This window comes from Kitasatospora sp. MBT63, assembly GCF_000710465.2.
GTDB lineage: Bacteria > Actinomycetota > Actinomycetes > Streptomycetales > Streptomycetaceae > Kitasatospora.
This window is the reverse complement of the sequence record NZ_JAIZ01000489.1, coordinates 1-17,111: the sequence shown is the minus strand read 5'-3', so window position 1 is coordinate 17,111 and position 17,111 is coordinate 1. Positions and strand designations below refer to the sequence as shown.

12 protein-coding genes and 2 pseudogenes are annotated in these 17,111 nt (G+C 71.1%); 9 read left to right on the top strand and 5 right to left on the bottom strand.

Annotation, left to right across the window (positions count from 1 at the left end):
* From AA75_RS49810 to AA75_RS26640, 4 genes and pseudogenes are all read right to left on the bottom strand, one after another.
* Positions 1-446 (bottom strand): annotated as a pseudogene (locus tag AA75_RS49810) (hypothetical protein); the annotation flags it as partial.
* A gap of 10 nt (positions 447-456) precedes the next feature.
* Positions 457-1,188 carry an ABC transporter ATP-binding protein gene (locus AA75_RS26650; RefSeq protein WP_033822806.1) on the bottom strand — a complete coding sequence of 244 codons (732 nt, stop codon included), beginning with the start codon at positions 1,186-1,188 and terminating at the stop codon, positions 457-459.
* 242 nt (positions 1,189-1,430) lie between these two features.
* Positions 1,431-2,825: an aspartate aminotransferase family protein gene (locus AA75_RS26645; RefSeq protein WP_033822805.1), complete on the bottom strand. Its 1,395-nt coding sequence runs from the start codon at positions 2,823-2,825 to the stop codon at positions 1,431-1,433.
* Positions 2,822-3,295, bottom strand: coding sequence for an Lrp/AsnC family transcriptional regulator (locus AA75_RS26640; RefSeq protein WP_033822804.1), 474 nt, complete (start codon positions 3,293-3,295; stop codon positions 2,822-2,824). Before AA75_RS26640 ends, AA75_RS26645 begins: the two co-directional genes overlap by 4 nt.
* Positions 3,296-3,570: 275 nt before the next feature.
* On the opposite strand from AA75_RS26640, the pseudogene AA75_RS26635 reads away from it, so the two are divergent.
* The 3 genes and pseudogenes from AA75_RS26635 to AA75_RS26625 all read left to right on the top strand — a co-directional run.
* Positions 3,571-4,845 (top strand): annotated as a pseudogene (locus AA75_RS26635) (aldehyde dehydrogenase family protein); the annotation flags it as partial.
* Positions 4,846-4,940: 95 nt separating this feature from the next.
* Positions 4,941-6,299: an aspartate aminotransferase family protein gene (locus tag AA75_RS26630; protein WP_033822803.1), complete on the top strand. Its 1,359-nt coding sequence runs from the start codon at positions 4,941-4,943 to the stop codon at positions 6,297-6,299.
* Positions 6,300-6,370: 71 nt separating this feature from the next.
* Positions 6,371-7,537: a spermidine/putrescine ABC transporter substrate-binding protein gene (locus AA75_RS26625; RefSeq protein ID WP_033822802.1), complete on the top strand. Its 1,167-nt coding sequence runs from the start codon at positions 6,371-6,373 to the stop codon at positions 7,535-7,537.
* Positions 7,538-7,565: 28 nt separating this feature from the next.
* Here the strand turns inward: AA75_RS26625 and AA75_RS26620 are convergent, their stop codons facing one another.
* The gene (locus AA75_RS26620) at positions 7,566-9,221 is read right to left on the bottom strand and encodes a PucR family transcriptional regulator (RefSeq protein WP_033822801.1); all 1,656 of its coding nucleotides are present in this window, start codon (positions 9,219-9,221) and stop codon (positions 7,566-7,568) included.
* Positions 9,222-9,708: 487 nt separating this feature from the next.
* Here AA75_RS26620 and AA75_RS26615 point away from each other — a divergent pair, with 487 nt between their 5' ends.
* The 6 genes from AA75_RS26615 to AA75_RS26590 are packed head-to-tail and all read left to right on the top strand — an operon-like array spanning position 9,709 to position 16,898.
* Positions 9,709-11,226: a gamma-aminobutyraldehyde dehydrogenase gene (locus AA75_RS26615; protein WP_033822800.1), complete on the top strand. Its 1,518-nt coding sequence runs from the start codon at positions 9,709-9,711 to the stop codon at positions 11,224-11,226.
* 44 nt (positions 11,227-11,270) lie between these two features.
* Positions 11,271-12,518 carry a spermidine/putrescine ABC transporter substrate-binding protein gene (locus AA75_RS26610; RefSeq protein ID WP_033822799.1) on the top strand — a complete coding sequence of 416 codons (1,248 nt, stop codon included), beginning with the start codon at positions 11,271-11,273 and terminating at the stop codon, positions 12,516-12,518.
* Between the two features lie 50 nt (positions 12,519-12,568).
* Positions 12,569-13,714 carry an ABC transporter ATP-binding protein gene (locus tag AA75_RS26605; protein WP_033822798.1) on the top strand — a complete coding sequence of 382 codons (1,146 nt, stop codon included), beginning with the start codon at positions 12,569-12,571 and terminating at the stop codon, positions 13,712-13,714.
* The gene (locus tag AA75_RS26600) at positions 13,711-14,640 is read left to right on the top strand and encodes an ABC transporter permease (RefSeq protein ID WP_033822797.1); all 930 of its coding nucleotides are present in this window, start codon (positions 13,711-13,713) and stop codon (positions 14,638-14,640) included. The genes AA75_RS26605 and AA75_RS26600 overlap by 4 nt, the downstream gene beginning before the upstream one ends.
* The gene (locus AA75_RS26595; protein ID WP_199520421.1) at positions 14,640-15,443 is read left to right on the top strand and encodes an ABC transporter permease; all 804 of its coding nucleotides are present in this window, start codon (positions 14,640-14,642) and stop codon (positions 15,441-15,443) included. Before AA75_RS26600 ends, AA75_RS26595 begins: the two co-directional genes overlap by 1 nt.
* A gap of 60 nt (positions 15,444-15,503) precedes the next feature.
* On the top strand, positions 15,504-16,898 hold the full coding sequence (locus tag AA75_RS26590; protein WP_033822796.1) for an FAD-binding oxidoreductase: 1,395 nt from the start codon (positions 15,504-15,506) through the stop codon (positions 16,896-16,898).
* The last annotated feature ends 213 nt before the right edge of the window (positions 16,899-17,111 follow it).

Below are 17,111 nucleotides of genomic sequence, written 5' to 3'. Positions count from 1 at the left end.
AGGGCGAGCAGGGTGACCGGTGCGGCGGCCGGCAGCGGGGTGCCCATGCCGAGGTCGGCGGCGAGCGAGGCGTCGGCGATGTCGTTGCGCAGGACCAGGAAGGCCAGCAGGGCGCAGCCGCTGCCGACGACGCAGGCGAGCGCGGTCTCGCCGGCGATCAGTGCGCGGATCCGCCGGGTGCCGGCTCCCGCCGCGGTGAGCCCGGCGATGCGTTCGGGGCGCTGGGCGGGCAGTGCGCGGGCGGTGACGGCGGCGAGCCAGGCCACCGCGGCCATCGGCGGCAGGCACCACAGCAGCCGGGGGAGGGAGGCCCCGCCGGGGTCGCCGAGTGCGCGGCCGAGCGCGCGCAGCAGGAAGGCGGCGAGCACCGCGGCGGCGGCCGCGGTGAGCAGCCAGCGGCCGAGGTCGAGTGCGCGGTAGCCGCGGGCCAGTCTGAGGTAGAGCACGGCTGCCCCCTCAGTGCCCGGCCGGGACCGCGGAGGCGCCGCGCGGCGCGACCGCCGTGATGGGTCCGGTGAGCCGGCCGTCGACGAGGGTGACCGTGCGGTCGGCGTAGCGGGCCAGTTCCGGGTCGTGGGTGGCGAGCACCAGGGTGAGGCGATGGGAGCGGGCGGCGCTGGCGAGTATCCGCAGCACCTGGTCCTGGGCGTCGCGGTGCAGGGGCGCGGTGGGCTCGTCGGCGAAGACCACGGTCGGCAGCGGGGCCAGGGCGCGGGCGACCGCGATCCGCTGGCGCTGGCTCTGCAGGAGTTCGGCGGGCCGCCGGGCGGCACAGTCGCCGACGTCCAGGCGCTCCAGCCATTCGCCCGCGGCGCCGTGGGCGGCCTTGTGGCCGGCGCCGGCGAGCAGCAGCGGCAGGGCGACGTTCTCGCGGGCCGTCAGCTCCGGTACCAGGTGCGGCTCTGAGCCGACGAAGCCGAAGCGTTCCCGGCGCAGCCGTTCGCGGCCGGCCCGGGAGAGGGTGTGCACCGGTCCGCTGTTGAACCAGACCTCGCCCTCCTCGACCGGGAGCAGCGCGGACAGGCAGCCGAGCAGGGTGCTCTTGCCGGAGCCGCGGGGGCCGGTGACGGCGAACACCTCGCCCTCCCGGACGCCGAGCGAGACGCCGCGCAGGGCGGGGGTGCCGTGGTGGGACTTGACGATCCCCCGGGCCCACAGCACGTCGTTGTCAGGCGGGGCCGCTGACATGAGGTTCCATCCTGATGGCTGCGCAGGGATATGACAGTCGTCAGATTAGAACGACCGGGACGCTCCGTGGTTGCGGCACACTGGCCCATCCAGGGGCAAAAGGTGCCTATCCGGCGTGTTGGGGCCGGAAATCGCCGCAGACCCGCACCACAGAGTCCGGTGATCCGGGTCCCGCGGCGGAAGACACCGCAGGGCGGTCCCGGAGGCCGGGACCGCCCTGGCGGCGGAGGGTGGGCGGAAGGTCAGAGCTTGGCCCACGCGTCGGTGAGGCTGGTCCGCAGGATCTGCTCGATCTCGTCGAAGGTCGACTGGTTCGAGATCAGCGGCGGCGCCAGCTGGACGACCGGGTCGCCACGGTCGTCGGCGCGGCAGTACAGGCCGTTGTCGAAGAGGGCCTTCGACAGGAAGCCGTAGAGCACGCGCTCGACCTCGTCGTCGTTGAACGACTCCTTGGTGACCTTGTCCTTGACCAGCTCGATGCCGTAGAAGTACCCGTTGCCGCGGACGTCGCCGACGATCGGCAGGTCGCGCAGCTTGTTCAGGGTGCCCAGGAACGCGGACTCGTTGTCCAGGACGTGCTGGTTCAGGCCCTCGCGCTCGAAGATGTCGAGGTTGGCCAGCGCCACCGCGGAGGAGACCGGGTGGCCGCCGAAGGTGTAGCCGTGCAGGAAGGTGTTGTCACCCTTGTAGAACGGCTCCGCCAGGCGGTCCGAGATGATCGTGGCGCCGATCGGGGAGTAGCCCGAGGTCATGCCCTTGGCGCAGGTGATCATGTCGGGCTGGTAGCCGAACTTGTCGGCGCCGAACATGGTGCCCAGGCGGCCGAAGGCGCAGATGACCTCGTCCGAGACCAGCAGCACGTCGTGGCGGTCGCAGATCTCGCGCAGGCGCTGGAAGTACCCGGGCGGCGGCGGGAAGCAGCCGCCGGCGTTCTGCACCGGCTCGACGAAGACGGCGGCGACGGTGTCGGCGCCCTCGTTGAGGATGGCCACCTCGATCTCGTCCGCGCACCAGCGGCCGTAGGCCTCCGGATCCACCGTGCCGTCGGGGCCGGCCAGGAAGGCCGGGGCGCGGTAGATGTTGGTGTTCGGGGCCTTGTGGGTGCCCGGCACCAGCGGCTCGAACGGGGCCTTCAGGCCCGGCAGGCCGGTGATCGACAGGGCGCCCTGGGGGGTGCCGTGGTAGGCGACGGCGCGCGAGATGACCTTGTACTTGGTCGGCTTGCCGGTCAGCTTGAAGTACTGCTTGGCGAGCTTCCAGGCGGTCTCGACGGCCTCGCCGCCACCGGTGGAGAAGAAGACCTTGTTCAGGTCGCCCGGGGCATAGTTGGCCAGGCGCTCGGCCAGCTCGACGGCCTTGGGGTGGGCGTAGCTCCACACCGGGAAGAAGGCGAGCTCCTTGGCCTGCTTGGCGGCGGCCTCCGCCAGCTCCTCGCGGCCGTGGCCGGCCTGCACCACGAACAGGCCGGCCAGGCCGTCGAGGTACTTCTTGCCCTTGTCGTCAAAGACGTAGGTGCCCTCGCCGCGCACAATGGTCGGCACGGGGGAGTTCTCGTACGACGACATGCGGGTGAAGTGCATCCACAGGTGGTCGTAGGCGGTCTTCGAAAGGTCCTTCTGTGCCGGGTCGGCGCTCATCGGGTGCCCCAGGTGTAGGTCTGTTTCCGGAGCTTCAGATAAACGAAGCTCTCGGTGCTCCGCACGCCGGGAAGGGCGCGGATGCGCTTGTTGATCAGTTCGAGCAGGTGCTCGTCGTCCTCGCAGACCAGCTCGGCCAGCAGGTCGAACGAGCCTGCGGTGCAGACCACGTAGTCGACCTCGTCGAGGGCGGCCAGCGCGTCGGCGACGGGTTCGATGTCGCCTTCGATCCGGATGCCGACCATCGCCTGACGGGTGAATCCGACGGTGAGCGGGTCCGTGACGGCGACGATCTGCATCACGCCTTGATCGAGCAGCTTCTGGACCCGCTGGCGCACGGCCGCCTCGGACAGGCCGACGGCCTTGCCGATGGCGGCGTACGGGCGGCGCCCGTCCTCCTGGAGCTGCTCGATGATCGCCTTGGAGGCGGCGTCGAGGGGAACGCTGGCGTTCCGGTCGCGGTTGGCCACGTCGCCACTGTGCCTGATCGGCCGCGGTCGTGCAACCCCATGCGCTGCTGATTTCGTCGCTGTTTCGGAAAAACGGTGCGGATTGCGTCGTACTTGCTCGAAAGGCCTGCCGATAACGCCAGCTCTCGCGGTAGCCTGGGGTGGTACACGCGGAGGCGTGAACACGTCCAAAAGGGAACACCGGACCTGCCGTTTCGTCAGGTCCGCCCCGCGCGGCGCCGGAGTACCCTGGCGCCGGAACTGCAACGCCGCAGGCCAGACCGTAGGAGAGACCCGTGAGCGAGCTTCGTACGCTGCGCAACTACATCAACGGTGAGTTCGTCGATGCGGCTGACGGCCGCACGCTCGACGTGATCGACCCGACCACCGGCGAGGCGTACGCGACGTCGCCGCTGTCCGGTGCGGCCGACGTCGACGCGGCGATGGCCTCCGCCGACGCCGCGTTCCCGGCCTGGCGCGACGCCACCCCGAGCACCCGGCAGAAGCTGCTGCTGAAGATCGCCGACGCGGTCGAGGCGCGCGCCGACGAGATCGTGGACGCCGAGTGTCGCAACACCGGCAAGCCGCGCGGGCTGACCCTCTCCGAGGAGATCGGCCCGATGGTCGACCAGCTGCGCTTCTTCGCCGGTGCGGCCCGCCTGCTGGAGGGCAAGGCCGCGGGCGAGTACATGGACGGCATGACCTCGATCGTGCGCCGCGAGCCGGTCGGCGTCTGCGCCCAGGTAGCCCCCTGGAACTACCCGATGATGATGGCCGTGTGGAAGTTCGCCCCGGCCATCGCCGCGGGCAACACCGTGGTCCTCAAGCCGTCCGACACCACCCCGGCCTCCACCGTGCTGCTGGCGGAGATCATCGGCGGCGTGCTGCGCGACCTCGACCTGCCGGCCGGCGTCTTCAACGTGATCTGCGGCGACCGCGAGACCGGCCGCCTGATGGTCGAGCACTCCACCCCGGCGATGGCCTCCATCACCGGCTCGGTCCGCGCGGGCATCCAGGTCGCCGAGTCGGCGGCCAAGGACGTCAAGCGGGTCCACCTGGAGCTCGGCGGCAAGGCCCCGGTCGTGGTCTTCGAGGACGCCGACATCGCCGAGGCCGTCGAGGGCATCTCGGTGGCGGGCTACTTCAACGCCGGCCAGGACTGCACCGCCGCCACCCGGGTGCTGGTCCACGAGTCGATCCACGACGCCTTCGTCGAGGCGCTGGCCAAGGCCGCGGCCGAGACCAAGACCGGCGGCATCGACGACGAGGACGTGCTCTACGGCCCCCTCAACAACGCCAACCAGCTGAAGCAGGTCTCCGGCTTCATCGAGCGCCTCCCGGCCCACGCCAAGGTCGAGGCCGGCGGCCACCGGGTCGGCGACAAGGGCTACTTCTACGCGGCCACCGTCGTCTCCGGCCTGACCCAGGACGACGAGATCATCCAGAACGAGGTCTTCGGCCCGGTCATCACCGTGCAGAAGTTCTCCGACGAGGACCAGGCCGTCGGTTACGCCAACGGGGTGGACTACGCCCTGGCGTCCTCGGTGTGGACCAAGGACCACGCCCGCGCCCGTTCGCGTGTCTCCTGTCAGGATGTCGGCCGACGCGCCGACCGCCTGACAAGATGCATCTGCAGGTCGCGGGCGGGCTTCCCTAGGCTTTCCCCATGAGCATCCCCACTGCTGACTCGGCTGCCGGGCAGGCCGTCAAGGCCGCCGACCGCGCGCACGTCTTCCACTCGTGGTCCGCCCAGGCGCTGATCGACCCCCTCGCGGTGGCCGGCGCCGAGGGTTCCTACTTCTGGGACTACGACGGCAACCGCTACCTGGACTTCTCCTCGCAGCTGGTGAACACCAACATCGGCCACCAGCACCCCAAGGTGGTCGCGGCCATCCAGGAGCAGGCGGCGAAGCTCTGCACCATCGCGCCCGGTTTCGCGCAGGAGTCCCGCAGCGAGGCCGCCCGGCTGATCGCCGAGCGCACCCCCGGGGACCTCGACAAGATCTTCTTCACCAACGGCGGCGCCGAGGCCAACGAGAACGCGATCCGGATGGCCCGGCTGCACACCGGCCGGCAGAAGGTGCTCTCCACCTACCGCTCGTACCACGGCGCCACCGCCAACGCGATCGCCCTCACCGGCGACCCGCGCCGCTGGGCCAACGAGACCGGCGTCTCCGGCATCGTCCACTTCTGGGGCCCCTACGCCTACCGCTCCAACTTCCACGCCGAGAACGAGGCACAGGAGTGCGAGCGCGCGCTGGCGCACCTGGAGCAGGTGATCGCCTTCGAGGGCCCGGCCACCGTCGCCGCGATCATCCTGGAGACCGTGGTCGGCACCGCCGGCATCCTGATCCCGCCGGCCGGCTACCTCGCCGGGGTCCGCGAGATCTGCGACCGCCACGGCATCGTCCTGATCCTCGACGAGGTGATGGCGGGCTTCGGCCGCACCGGCGAGTGGTTCGCCGCCGACCACTGGGGCATCACCCCGGACCTGCTGACCTTCGCCAAGGGCGTCAACTCCGGCTACGTCCCGCTGGGCGGCGTCGCGATCTCGGCCGAGATCGCCGCCACCTTCGCCGAGCGGCCCTTCCCCGGCGGCCTCACCTACTCCGGCCACCCGCTGGCCTGCGCCTCCGCGGTGGCCACCATCAACGCGATGGCCGAGGAGGGCATCGTGGAGAACGCCAAGCACATCGGCGAGCACGTGCTCGGCCCGGGCCTGCGGGAACTGGCGGAGCGTCACCCCTCGATCGGCGAGGTCCGCGGCCTCGGCGTGTTCTGGGCGCTCGACCTGGTCAAGGACCGCACCACCCGCGAGCCGCTGGTGCCGTACAACGCGGCGGGCGCCGCCAACGCGCCGATGGCCGAGCTGGCCGCCGCCTGCAAGCAGCGCGGCCTGTGGCCGTTCGTCAACATGAACCGCTTCCACGTGGTGCCGCCGTGCACCGTCACCGAGGAAGAGGCCAAGGCGGGCCTCGCCGCCCTCGACGAGGCGCTCACCGCGGCCGACGCGCACACCGTCTGACCCTCCCCACTCCGCACCGCGGCCCCGGGCAGCGCTGCCCGGGGCCGTCCCATGTCTGGAGAACCTCCCCCATGGTCACCACGCTCACCCGCCGCTCCGTGATCGGCGCCGCCGGACTGCTCGGCCTCGGCCCGCTCGCCGCCTGCGGCATCGCCCCAACCTACGTGCCCGCCGACCGGCGCGCGGCACCGGACCGCTCGGAGCAGGACAACGCGCTCGTCTTCTCCAACTGGACCCAGTACATCGACGTCGACGACTCCGGGAACCGGCCCACGCTGGAGGGGTTCACCGAGCGGACGGGGATCGAGGTGGCCTACAGCGAGGACATCAACGACAACGACGAGTTCTTCGGCAAGGTCAGCCCGGTGCTCGCCCAGGGCGGCGACCCTGGCCGCGACCTGATGGTGATCAGCGACTGGATGGCGGCCCGCTACGTCTCGCTCGGCTGGGTGCAGTCGCTGGACAGGGCCAACCTGCCGAACGTCACCAGGTACCTCGACCCGCAGCTCGCCCACCCCGCCTTCGACCGCGACCGCGGCCACAGCGTGCCGTGGCAGTCCGGCATCACCGGCATCGCGTACAACCGCAAGGCGCTCGGCCGCGAGATCCGCAGCACCGCCGACCTGTGGGCACCCGATCTGAAGGGCCGGGTCACCCTGTTCGCCGGGATGGACGAGGCGCTCGGCCTGCTGATGCTCGCCCAGGGCGCCGACATCTCCGCCTTCACCGCCGACGACGCGCACCGCGCGATGGCCCAGGTGCAGAAGCTCGTCGACAGCCGCCACATCCGCCGCTTCACCGGCAACGACTACACCAGCGACCTGGCCTCCGGCGCGGCCGTCGCCTGCCAGGCCTACTCCGGCGACGCGATCCAGCTGCGCGCCGAGAACCCCGACATCGAGTTCGTGGTCCCCGAGGAGGGCGGCGAACTGTGGTCCGAGAGCCTGATGATCCCGGACCGGGCCGCCCACAAGCGCAACGCCGAGCTGCTGATCGACCACTACTACCAGCCCGAGGTGGCCGCCGAGCTCGCCGCCTTCGTCCAGTACATCTGCCCGGTGCCGGCCGCCCGCGAGGTGCTGGCCGGCAGTTCGGACGAGGAGACGGCCGCGCTCGCCGAGGAGCCGCTGATCTTCCCCACCGACGAGATGCGGGCCCGGCTGCACACCATGCGCGACGTCACCCCCGCCGAGCGGCCGGAGTTCCACCAGGTGTGGGGCCAGGTCGCCGGGGTGTGAGGCGCCCGGTGCGCCGCCGGCCGGGCGGTCAGCGGCGCACCGCGTCCAGCGCCAGCAGCGCCACGTGCAGCGACAGGCAGGACTCCACCTGATCCAGGTCGACCCCCAGGATCCGTTCGACCTTGTGCAGCCGGTCGTAGAACGACGGCCTGGACAGGTGCGCCGCGTCGGCGGCCGCCGACTTGTTGCGGCCCTGTTCCAGGTAGATCCGCAGCATCCGGACCAGCTGCCCGCCGTGCTCCGCGTCGTACGCGAGCAGCGGCCCGAGCTCGCGCTCGACGTACGTCTGCAGCCGCTCGTCGTCGCGCAGCAGGTGCAGCAGGCCGCGCAGCCGCACGTCCGGCAGCCGGTAGTACGCAGCGGCCCGCCCGCCCGGCGCGTCGTGCATGGCGGCGTCGGCGACCTGGGTCGCCTCCAGCAGGGTCCGCCGGGCGTCGCGGACCGAGCCGACCGAGGAACCCACCGCTATCACCGGCTGGGGCCCCGACACGGCCGGATCGCGGGCCGCCTCGGCAAGCAGCTTGCGCAGCGCGGCGGCGAAGGCCTCCAGCGCGGCGTGCTCGTCGGCCTGCGAGCCGAGCGCGATCAGCAGGCCCACCCCCTCGTCGTCGAACGCCCCGACCAGGGCGGACAGCCGCGCGGTGCGGATCGCGGTGGCCGCGAGCTCGGTGAAGTCGCGCAGCCGGGCCTGCGCCTCCAGCGCCGCCGGGATCGGGCCCTGCCGCCGCCGCAGCACCACCCCGACCAGCCGCCGGCTCTCCAGTGGCACGCCCAGCGCCTGGGCCCGCAGGGTCACCTCGGAGACGGTCAGCGCATGGGTGAGGATCCCCGACAGCAGGGTGCGGTGGGTCTGCCGTTCCAGCGACTCGCGGTCGCGCACCACCAGCCGGTTGAGGGCCAGGGTGGCCGCACCGCGCTCCAGCATCATGGTGTGCCGGTGCGGGACGCCCTCGGGCAGCGGGCCGGGCTCGTCGACCAGCACCAGCCGGCCCCAGTCCTGGCCGCGGGCGCCGACCGTGGTGACCAGCCAGCCGCTGCGCGGGTCGTGGCCGGTGCGGCCGGGCGGCCGGACCCCCCGCGAGCGGCGCTCCCACCCCTCCAGCAGCTCGGCCTCCGGCCGGCCCGCCGGATCGTGCGCCAGCACCTGGTGGGCCAGGTTCTCCAGCACCACCGGAGCCCCGGCCAGCTGCGCCACCTGCCGGACCACCTCCGCGGGCTCGGCGCCCTCGGTGGCCAGCTCGTTGAAGATCTGGTGCACCGCCTCCGAGGTGCGCAGCTGCTCCAGCTGGGCATTGACAACCAGCGCGTGCACGGCCTCGGTGACGGCGACGAAGCGCAGTTCGCGGCGGAGCACGATCAGCGGCAGCCCGCGCTGTTCGGCGGCGTGCACCAGGGCGCGCGGCAGCGAGTCGAAGTAGCGCCGCCCGAACTCGATGACCAAGCCGGCGACCCCGACCTCGGCCAGCTCGCGGACGTACCGGGCCAGGCCCTCGCGGTCCTCCGGCAGCGCGATGCCGGTGGAGAGCACCAGCTCGCCGCCCTGCAGCACGCCGGCCACGTCGGGCAGTTCGCTGACGTGCACCCAGCGGACCGGGCGCTCCAGGTGCTCGGCGCCGGCCACCACCTGGGGCAGGCCGCGCCGCATCACGTCCAGGTCGAGCACCCGGGCGACGGTGGGGAGCATCGCGGTCCTCCTGCGCTGCGGTGGTCTGGTCTGGTCTGGGCTGGGCTGGCTTCGGTGCTGCCGGTGACCGGCGCCGCCGCCGATCACAGTGTCAGGTAAATCATCCATCTCCCCGACGGCTTGTCACCCCGATCCAGCCTTGCACCCTGTAAGGCGCTCGGCGCCCGCCCTGTCGCAGTGACCCTTGTCACCCGGTCGCCGGAACGGGCATCGTCAGCGGGTCGGCAGTGGCGCACTGCGGCCCACACCGCCGGAATCCGTCGCGTAACCAGATGGCAACAGCGGAATCCCTTGTGGCCACCGACCGCGCCTGTCAGGATCGCGCAATCCCGGCGATCAGACCTCGCGGGCCGACCGTTGCTGCTACCGCGACTCGACCAGCCGCGCCCCGCGCAGTACCGGATGCGACCCGCGGTCGCGTGCAGCATGACGGCAGCGGCACCCCCACGCCGCTGCCGTCGAACTCACCGGGCACCTGGAGGAACTGATGGACCTGACCGACTTCAGCGCGGGCGCGCAGTACATCGCGGGCCGGCTGACCGAAGGCACCGGCGGCGACCCCTTCCAGGTCGTCAACCCGGCCGACGGCAGCGTCGTACAGCAGGTCACGCTCGCCTCCACCGCCGACGTCGACACCGCCGTCGCGGCCGCGAAGGCCGCCCTCCCCGGGTGGTCGGGCGCCACCCCGGGCGCCCGCAGCGAGGCACTGCTGAAGCTGGCGGCGATCCTCGCCGACCGGGCCGAGGACTTCGCCCGGGTGGAGACCGCGCAGACCGGCAAGCCGATCAAGCTGTCCACCGAGTTCGACGTCCCCGGCACGGTCGACAACACCGCCTTCTTCGCCGGCGCCGCCCGCAACCTGGAGGGCAAGGCGGCCGGCGAGTACTCCGGCGACCACACCTCGTACGTGCGCCGGGAGGCGATCGGCGTGGTCGGCTCCATCTCCCCGTGGAACTACCCGCTGCAGATGGCCGCCTGGAAGATCCTGCCGGCCGTCGCGGCCGGCAACACCATCGTCCTCAAGCCCGCCGAGCTGACCCCGCTGACCTCGCTGATGTTCGCCCGGGCCTGTACCGAGGCGGGCATCCCCGACGGCGTGGTCAACGTGGTCACCGGCGCCGGCCGCCCGGCCGGCGAGCACCTGATCTCGCACCCGGACGTCGCGATGGTCTCCTTCACCGGCTCCACCCCGGTCGGCAAGCGGGTCGCCGAACTGGCCACCGCCACCGTCAAGCGCACCCACCTCGAACTCGGCGGCAAGGCGCCGTTCGTGGTCTTCGACGATGCGGACCTGGAGGCCGCCGTGCACGGCGCGGTCGCCGCCTCGCTGATCAACAGCGGCCAGGACTGCACCGCCGCCACCCGCGCCTACGTGCAGCGCCCGCTGTACGACGCCTTCGTCGCCGGGGTGGCCGAGCTGTTCGCCGCCGTCCGGCTCGGCGACCCGCTGAACCCGCGGACCGACCTCGGCCCGCTGGTCTCCTTCACCCACCGGGACCGGGTGGCCGGCTTCGTCGAGCGTGCCCGGGCGTACGGCGCCACCGTGGTGACCGGCGGCCGGGCCCCGGAGACCGGCCACGACGGCACCGACCTGACCCGCGGCGCCTACTACCTGCCGACCCTGATCACCGGCGTCGCCCAGGACAGCGAGGTGGTGCAGGGTGAGATCTTCGGCCCGGTGCTGACCGTGCTGCCCTTCGACGGCGACGACGAGGGCCTGCGGCTGGCCAACGACACACCGTACGGCCTGGCGGCCTCCGCCTGGACCACCAACGTGCACCGCTCGCTGCGCGCCACCCGGGAGATCGCCGCCGGGTGCGTGTGGGTCAACGACCACATCCCGATCATCAGCGAGATGCCCCACGGCGGCTACAAGTCCTCCGGCTACGGCAAGGACATGTCGCAGTACTCGCTCGACGAGTACACGCAGGTCAAGCACGTCATGTTCGACACCACGGCGGTCGCCCGCAAGGACTGGCACCGCACGATCTTCGGAGACAGATAACCCCTGTCGTCTCCCGTCCTCTTCCCCCAGGAGGGTGTCCCCGCATGGAACTCAACGAGATCACCGGCAGTCTGCCGGAGCCGGTCCGCAAGGCCTGGGAACGCAGTCTGACCAGCGGCCGGGCCGCGCTGAGCCGTCGCGCCCTGCTGCAGGCCGGCGCGGTCGCGGCCGGTGCCGGCACTCTCGCGGCCTGCGGCATCCCGCCGGCCAGGAGTTCCGCCACCGGTGACGCGGTCGCCGCCCCGGACCACTCCGACGAGGAGAAGGTGGTGAACTTCTCCAACTGGCCGCTCTACATCGACGTGGACGCCCAGGACGAGCAGAAGCACGCCACCCTCGACGAGTTCGAGGCGGCCACCGGCATCAAGGTCCGCTACACCGAGGACGTCAACGACAACGTCGAGTTCTTCGGCAAGGTCAAGCCGCAGCTGGCGTCCGGTCAGGACACCGGCCGCGACCTGATGGTGCTCACCGACTGGATGGCCGCCCGGCTGATCCGGCTCGGCTGGGTGCAGAAGCTCGACCCCGCCAACCTCACCAACGCCGTCACCAACATCGAGGACCGCCTGCGGACCCCGGACTGGGACCCCAACCGGCAGTACTCCTACCCCTGGGCCGGCATCCAGGTGGTGGTCGCCTACAACAAGAAGGCCACCGGCGGGAAGCCGGTCACCAGCGTCACCCAGCTGCTCGACGACCCCGAGCTCAAGGGCCGGGTCACCTTCCTGTCGGAGATGCGCGACACGGTCGGGATGGTGCTGCTGGAGATGGGCAAGGACCCGGCGAAGTTCACCGCCGACGACTACGACGCGGCCATCCACCGGCTGCAGAAGGCCGTCGACAGCAAGCAGATCCGCAAGTTCACCGGCAACGACTACGGCCAGGAGCTGTCCTCCGGCGACATCGCGGCCTGCGTCGCCTGGGGCGGTGACCTGATCCAGCTGCGCGCCGACAACCCCGACATCGAGTTCGTCATCCCGGACCACGGCTACGTCGCCTCGACCGACAACATGCTGGTACCGGCCAAGGCCCAGCACAAGAAGAACGCCGAACTGCTGATCGACTTCTACTACCGGCCGAAGGTCGCGGCCGAACTGACCGCCGGGATCGGCTACGTGTCCCCGGTCACCGGTGTCCAGGCCGAGCTCGCCGCGCTCGACCCGGACACGGCGGCCAACCCGCTGGTCATCCCCACCCCGGAGATGGCCGCCAAGGTGCACGCCTTCCGCAGCCTCACCGAGGCCGAGGAGACCGACTTCGAGGAGAAGTTCTCCAAGTTGATCGGCGCCTGACCCCCCGACCGGCCATCCGGCACCAGTACGGCATCTGACAGAGGGACACCATGACGGAGCAGCTGCGCGACACCGCGGCCGCCGGCGGAGACGTTCGCCTCACCGGCATCAGCAAGACCTACGGCGCCTCCACCGCCGTCCACCCGCTCGACCTCACCGTGCCGCAGGGCTCGTTCTTCGCCCTGCTCGGCGCCTCCGGCTGCGGCAAGACCACCACCCTGCGCATGATCGCCGGCCTGGAGGAGCCCAGCAGCGGCACCGTCCTGATCGGCGGCCAGGACGTCACCGCACTGCCGCCGTACCGGCGCCCGGTGAACACCGTCTTCCAGAGCTACGCGCTCTTCCCGCACCTCGACATCTTCGAGAACGTCGCCTTCGGCCTGCGCCGCCGCGGGAAGAAGGACGTCCGCAAGCAGGTCGAGGAGATGCTGGAGCTGGTCGAGCTCGGTGCGATGGCCCGGCGCAAGCCGCACCAGCTCTCCGGCGGCCAGCAGCAGCGCGTCGCGGTCGCCCGCGCGCTGATCAACCACCCCCAGGTGCTGCTGCTCGACGAGCCGCTCGGCGCCCTCGACCTCAAGCTGCGCCGCCAGATGCAGCTGGAGCTCAAGCGGATCCAGACCGAGGTCGGCATCACCTTCGTCCACGTCACCCACGACCAGGAGGAGGCCATGACCATGGCCGACACCATCGCGGTGATGAACGGCGGCCGGATCGAGCAGCTCGGCGCCCCCGCCGACCTGTACGAGAACCCGGCCACCACCTTCGTGGCCAACTTCCTCGGCCAGTCCAACCTGATCCCCGCCGAGGTCACCGGCCGCTCGGGCGACGAGCTCCAGCTCAGCGCCTCCGGGGTGCGCCTCGCGCTGCCGAAGGCCCGCTGTGCCACCGAGGCGACCAGGGTCCACCTCGGGGTGCGCCCCGAGAAGATCACCATCGCGCACGCCTGCACCGAGGTGGCCGAGGGCCGCAACCGGGTGGCCGGCACGGTGGTCGACTCCAGCTTCATCGGCGTCTCCACCCAGTACGTGGTGCGCGCCGAGACCGGCCAGGAACTCGCCGTCTTCGAGCAGAACATGGACCGCGACGTCCGGATAGCCGCCGGCGCGCCGGTCGTCCTGCACTGGAACCCGGCCCACTCCTTCGGCATGGATGCCACCCAGGCGATCGACGCCGGCACCGGGGAGGAGGCCGCGTGACCACCACCACCGAGGCCGCACCCCCCGAGGTCGTCCCCCTCACGGCGCCCGCGAAGCGCCCCCGCCGCAAGCTCACCCCGTACTGGCTGCTGCTGCCGGGCATCGCCTGGCTGGTGGTCTTCTTCGCGGTGCCGATGATCTACCAGGGCTCCACCTCCCTGCAGACCGGCTCGCTCGAAGAGGGCTTCAAGGTCACCTGGCACTTCGCCACCTACTGGGACGCCCTGGTCGAGTACAAGTGGCACTTCGTCCGCTCGTTCTCGTACGCGGCCACCGCGACCGTGCTCTGCCTGGCGATCGGCTACCCGCTCGCGTACACGATCGCCTTCAAGGCGAGCAAGCGCTGGCGCAACGTCATCCTGATCCTGGTGATCGCGCCGTTCTTCACCAGCTTCCTGATCCGCACGCTGGCCTGGAAGACCATCCTGTCGGACGGCGGGCCGGTGGTGGGCGCGCTCAACACGCTGCACCTGCTGGACATCAGCGACGCGCTCGGCCTGACCTCCGGGCATCGGGTGCTGGCCACCCCGCTCGCGGTGGTCTGCGGCCTGACCTACAACTTCCTGCCGTTCATGATCCTTCCGCTGTACACCTCGCTGGAGCGGATCGACCCGCGCCTGCACGAGGCGGCCGGTGACCTGTACGCCCGCCCGTTCACCACCTTCCGCAAGGTCACCTTCCCGATCTCGCTGCCCGGTGTGGTGGCCGGCACCCTGCTGACCTTCATCCCCGCCTCCGGCGACTACATCAACGCCCAGCTGCTCGGCTCGCCGAGCGAGCAGATGGTCGGCAACGGCATCCAGAAGCAGTTCCTGAACGTGCTCGACTACCCGACAGCGGCAGCGCTGAGCTTCATCCTGATGGCCCTGATCCTGGGGATGGTGACGGTCTACATGAAGAAGGCCGGAACGGAGGACCTGGTCTGATGACCCGACTGATCGGATGGGTCCGCCGGAACCTCGTGGTCCTGGCCGGCATCATCGCCCTCGCCTACCTGGTCCTGCCGAACCTGGTGGTACTCGCCTTCTCGTTCAACAAGCCCGCGGGCAAGTTCAACTACGAGTGGCAGCAGTTCTCCACCGACGCCTGGACCGACCCCTGCGGCGTCGCCGACATGTGCGGCTCGCTCACCCTCAGCCTGAAGATCGCCGCCCTGGCCACCCTCGGCGCCACCGTGCTCGGCACCATGGTCGCCTTCGCACTCGCCCGCTACCGCTTCAGCGGCCGGGCCGCCACCACCGCGCTGATCTTCCTGCCGATGGCCATGCCCGAGGTGGTGATGGCCGCCTCGCTCGGCACCCTCTTCCTCAACATGCGCATCCCGTTCGGCTTCACCACCATCCTGATCGCGCACATCATGTTCTGCCTCAGCTTCGTGGTGACCGCCGTCAAGGCCCGCGTGATGAGCATGGACCCCCGGCTCGAACAGGCCGCCCAGGACCTCTACGCCACCCCGGTGCAGACCTTCCTGCGGATCACCCTGCCGCTCGCCGCCCCCGGCATCGCCGCCGGCGCGCTGCTCAGCTTCGCGCTCTCGTTCGACGACTTCATCATCACCCAGTTCAACTCGGGACCGACCACGGTCACCTTCCCGATGTTCGTCTGGGGCGCCTCCCAGCGCGGCATCCCGGTCCAGGTCAATGTGATCGGTACCGCGATGTTCCTCGCCGCGGTGGTACTCACCGTCGTCGGCCAGACGATCGGTAACCGGCGAAAGGCGCGCGCCTGACACCACGACCCGTCAGGTCCGCGCACCACCTATCGACGACCAGAAAGTAGCTGATAGAGCATGGACTCCGCCCGTGCACTCAGTGACGCCAGGCCCACCCCGTTCTGGCTGGAGGACCCGGGCCGGCCCGAGGCACTGCCCGCGCTGGTCGGCGACGTCAGGTGCGACCTGCTGGTGGTCGGCGGCGGCTACAGCGGCCTGTGGACCGCGCTGATCGCCAAGGAACGCGACCCCTCGCTGGACGTCGTCCTGGTCGAGGGCCACGAGGTCGGCTGGGCGGCCTCCGGACGCAACGGCGGATTCTGCGCGGCCAGCCTCACCCACGGCTTCGGCAACGGCCTCCAGCGCTGGCCGGGTGAGCTGGCCGAGCTGGAACGCCAGGGCGCGGCCAACCTCCAGGCCATGGAGGACAGCCTCAAGCGCTACAGCATCGATTGCGAGTGGGAGCGCACCGGCGAGATCGACGTCGCCACCGAACCCCACCAACTCGCCGAACTCCACGAGGTCGCCGAGGCCGTCGCCGAGTACGGCCTGGACGTCACCGTCCTGGACGCCGACCAACTGCGCCGCGAGGTCGACTCACCGACCTTCCTCGGCGGCATCTGGGACAAGGACGGCGTGGCCATGCTCCACCCGGCCAAACTGGCCTGGGGCCTCAAGGCCGCCTGCCTCGCCCAGGGCGTACGGATCTTCGAGCGCACCCGCGCCACCGGCCTCGCCGAGCACGGCAGCGGCATGGCGGTGAAGACCCCCTACGGCCGGATCCTCGCCCGCAAGGTGGCCCTCGGCACCAACGTCTTCCCCTCCCTGGTCAAGCGGGTGCGCCCGTACATCGCCCCGGTGTACGACTACGCGCTGATGACCGAGCCGCTCACGGACCAGCAGATGGCCGCGATCGGCTGGCAGGGCCGCCAGGGCCTCGGCGACAGCGCCAACCAGTTCCACTACTTCCGGCTCTCCGCCGACAACCGCATCCTGTGGGGCGGCTACGACGCGATCTACAACTTCGGCGGCAAGGTGCGCGCCGAGTACGACCAGCGCCCGGAGACCTTCCGCACCCTCGCCCGGCAGTTCTTCGAGACCTTCCCGCAGCTGGAGGGCGTGCGCTTCACCAACGCCTGGGGCGGCGCGATCGACACCTGCACCCGGTTCTCGGCCTTCTTCGACACCGCCTACCGCGGCCGGGTCGCCTACGCCGCCGGCTTCACCGGCCTCGGCGTCGGCGCCACCCGCTACGGCGCCGAGGTGATGCTCGACCTGCTGGACGGCCGGATGACCGAACGCACCTCCCTGGAGATGGTCCGCAGCAAGCCGCTGCCGTTCCCGCCCGAGCCCGTCCGCTGGGCGGGCATCGAGATCACCAAGTGGTCGCTCGACCGGGCCGACCGCAACGGCGGCCACCGCAACCTCTGGCTGCGCACGCTCGACCGGCTCGGACTCGGCTTCGACAGCTGACCCGGCCACCCGTCCCGCCCCACCGGGGGCGCACCCGACACCGGGTGCGCCCCCGCTCTGCTTCCCCCGCCGGGGCTGCCGGGGTTGCCGGGCCGCTCATCACATCCGCCCGCGGATCCGTGTCCGCCGACCCGTGTAAGAGCCACCCCCGGCCGGGCTCTCCCCGGGGGAAGGCCCAAGGCCGGGTAGTTAAGGGATTTCCGCTGGTGGCAG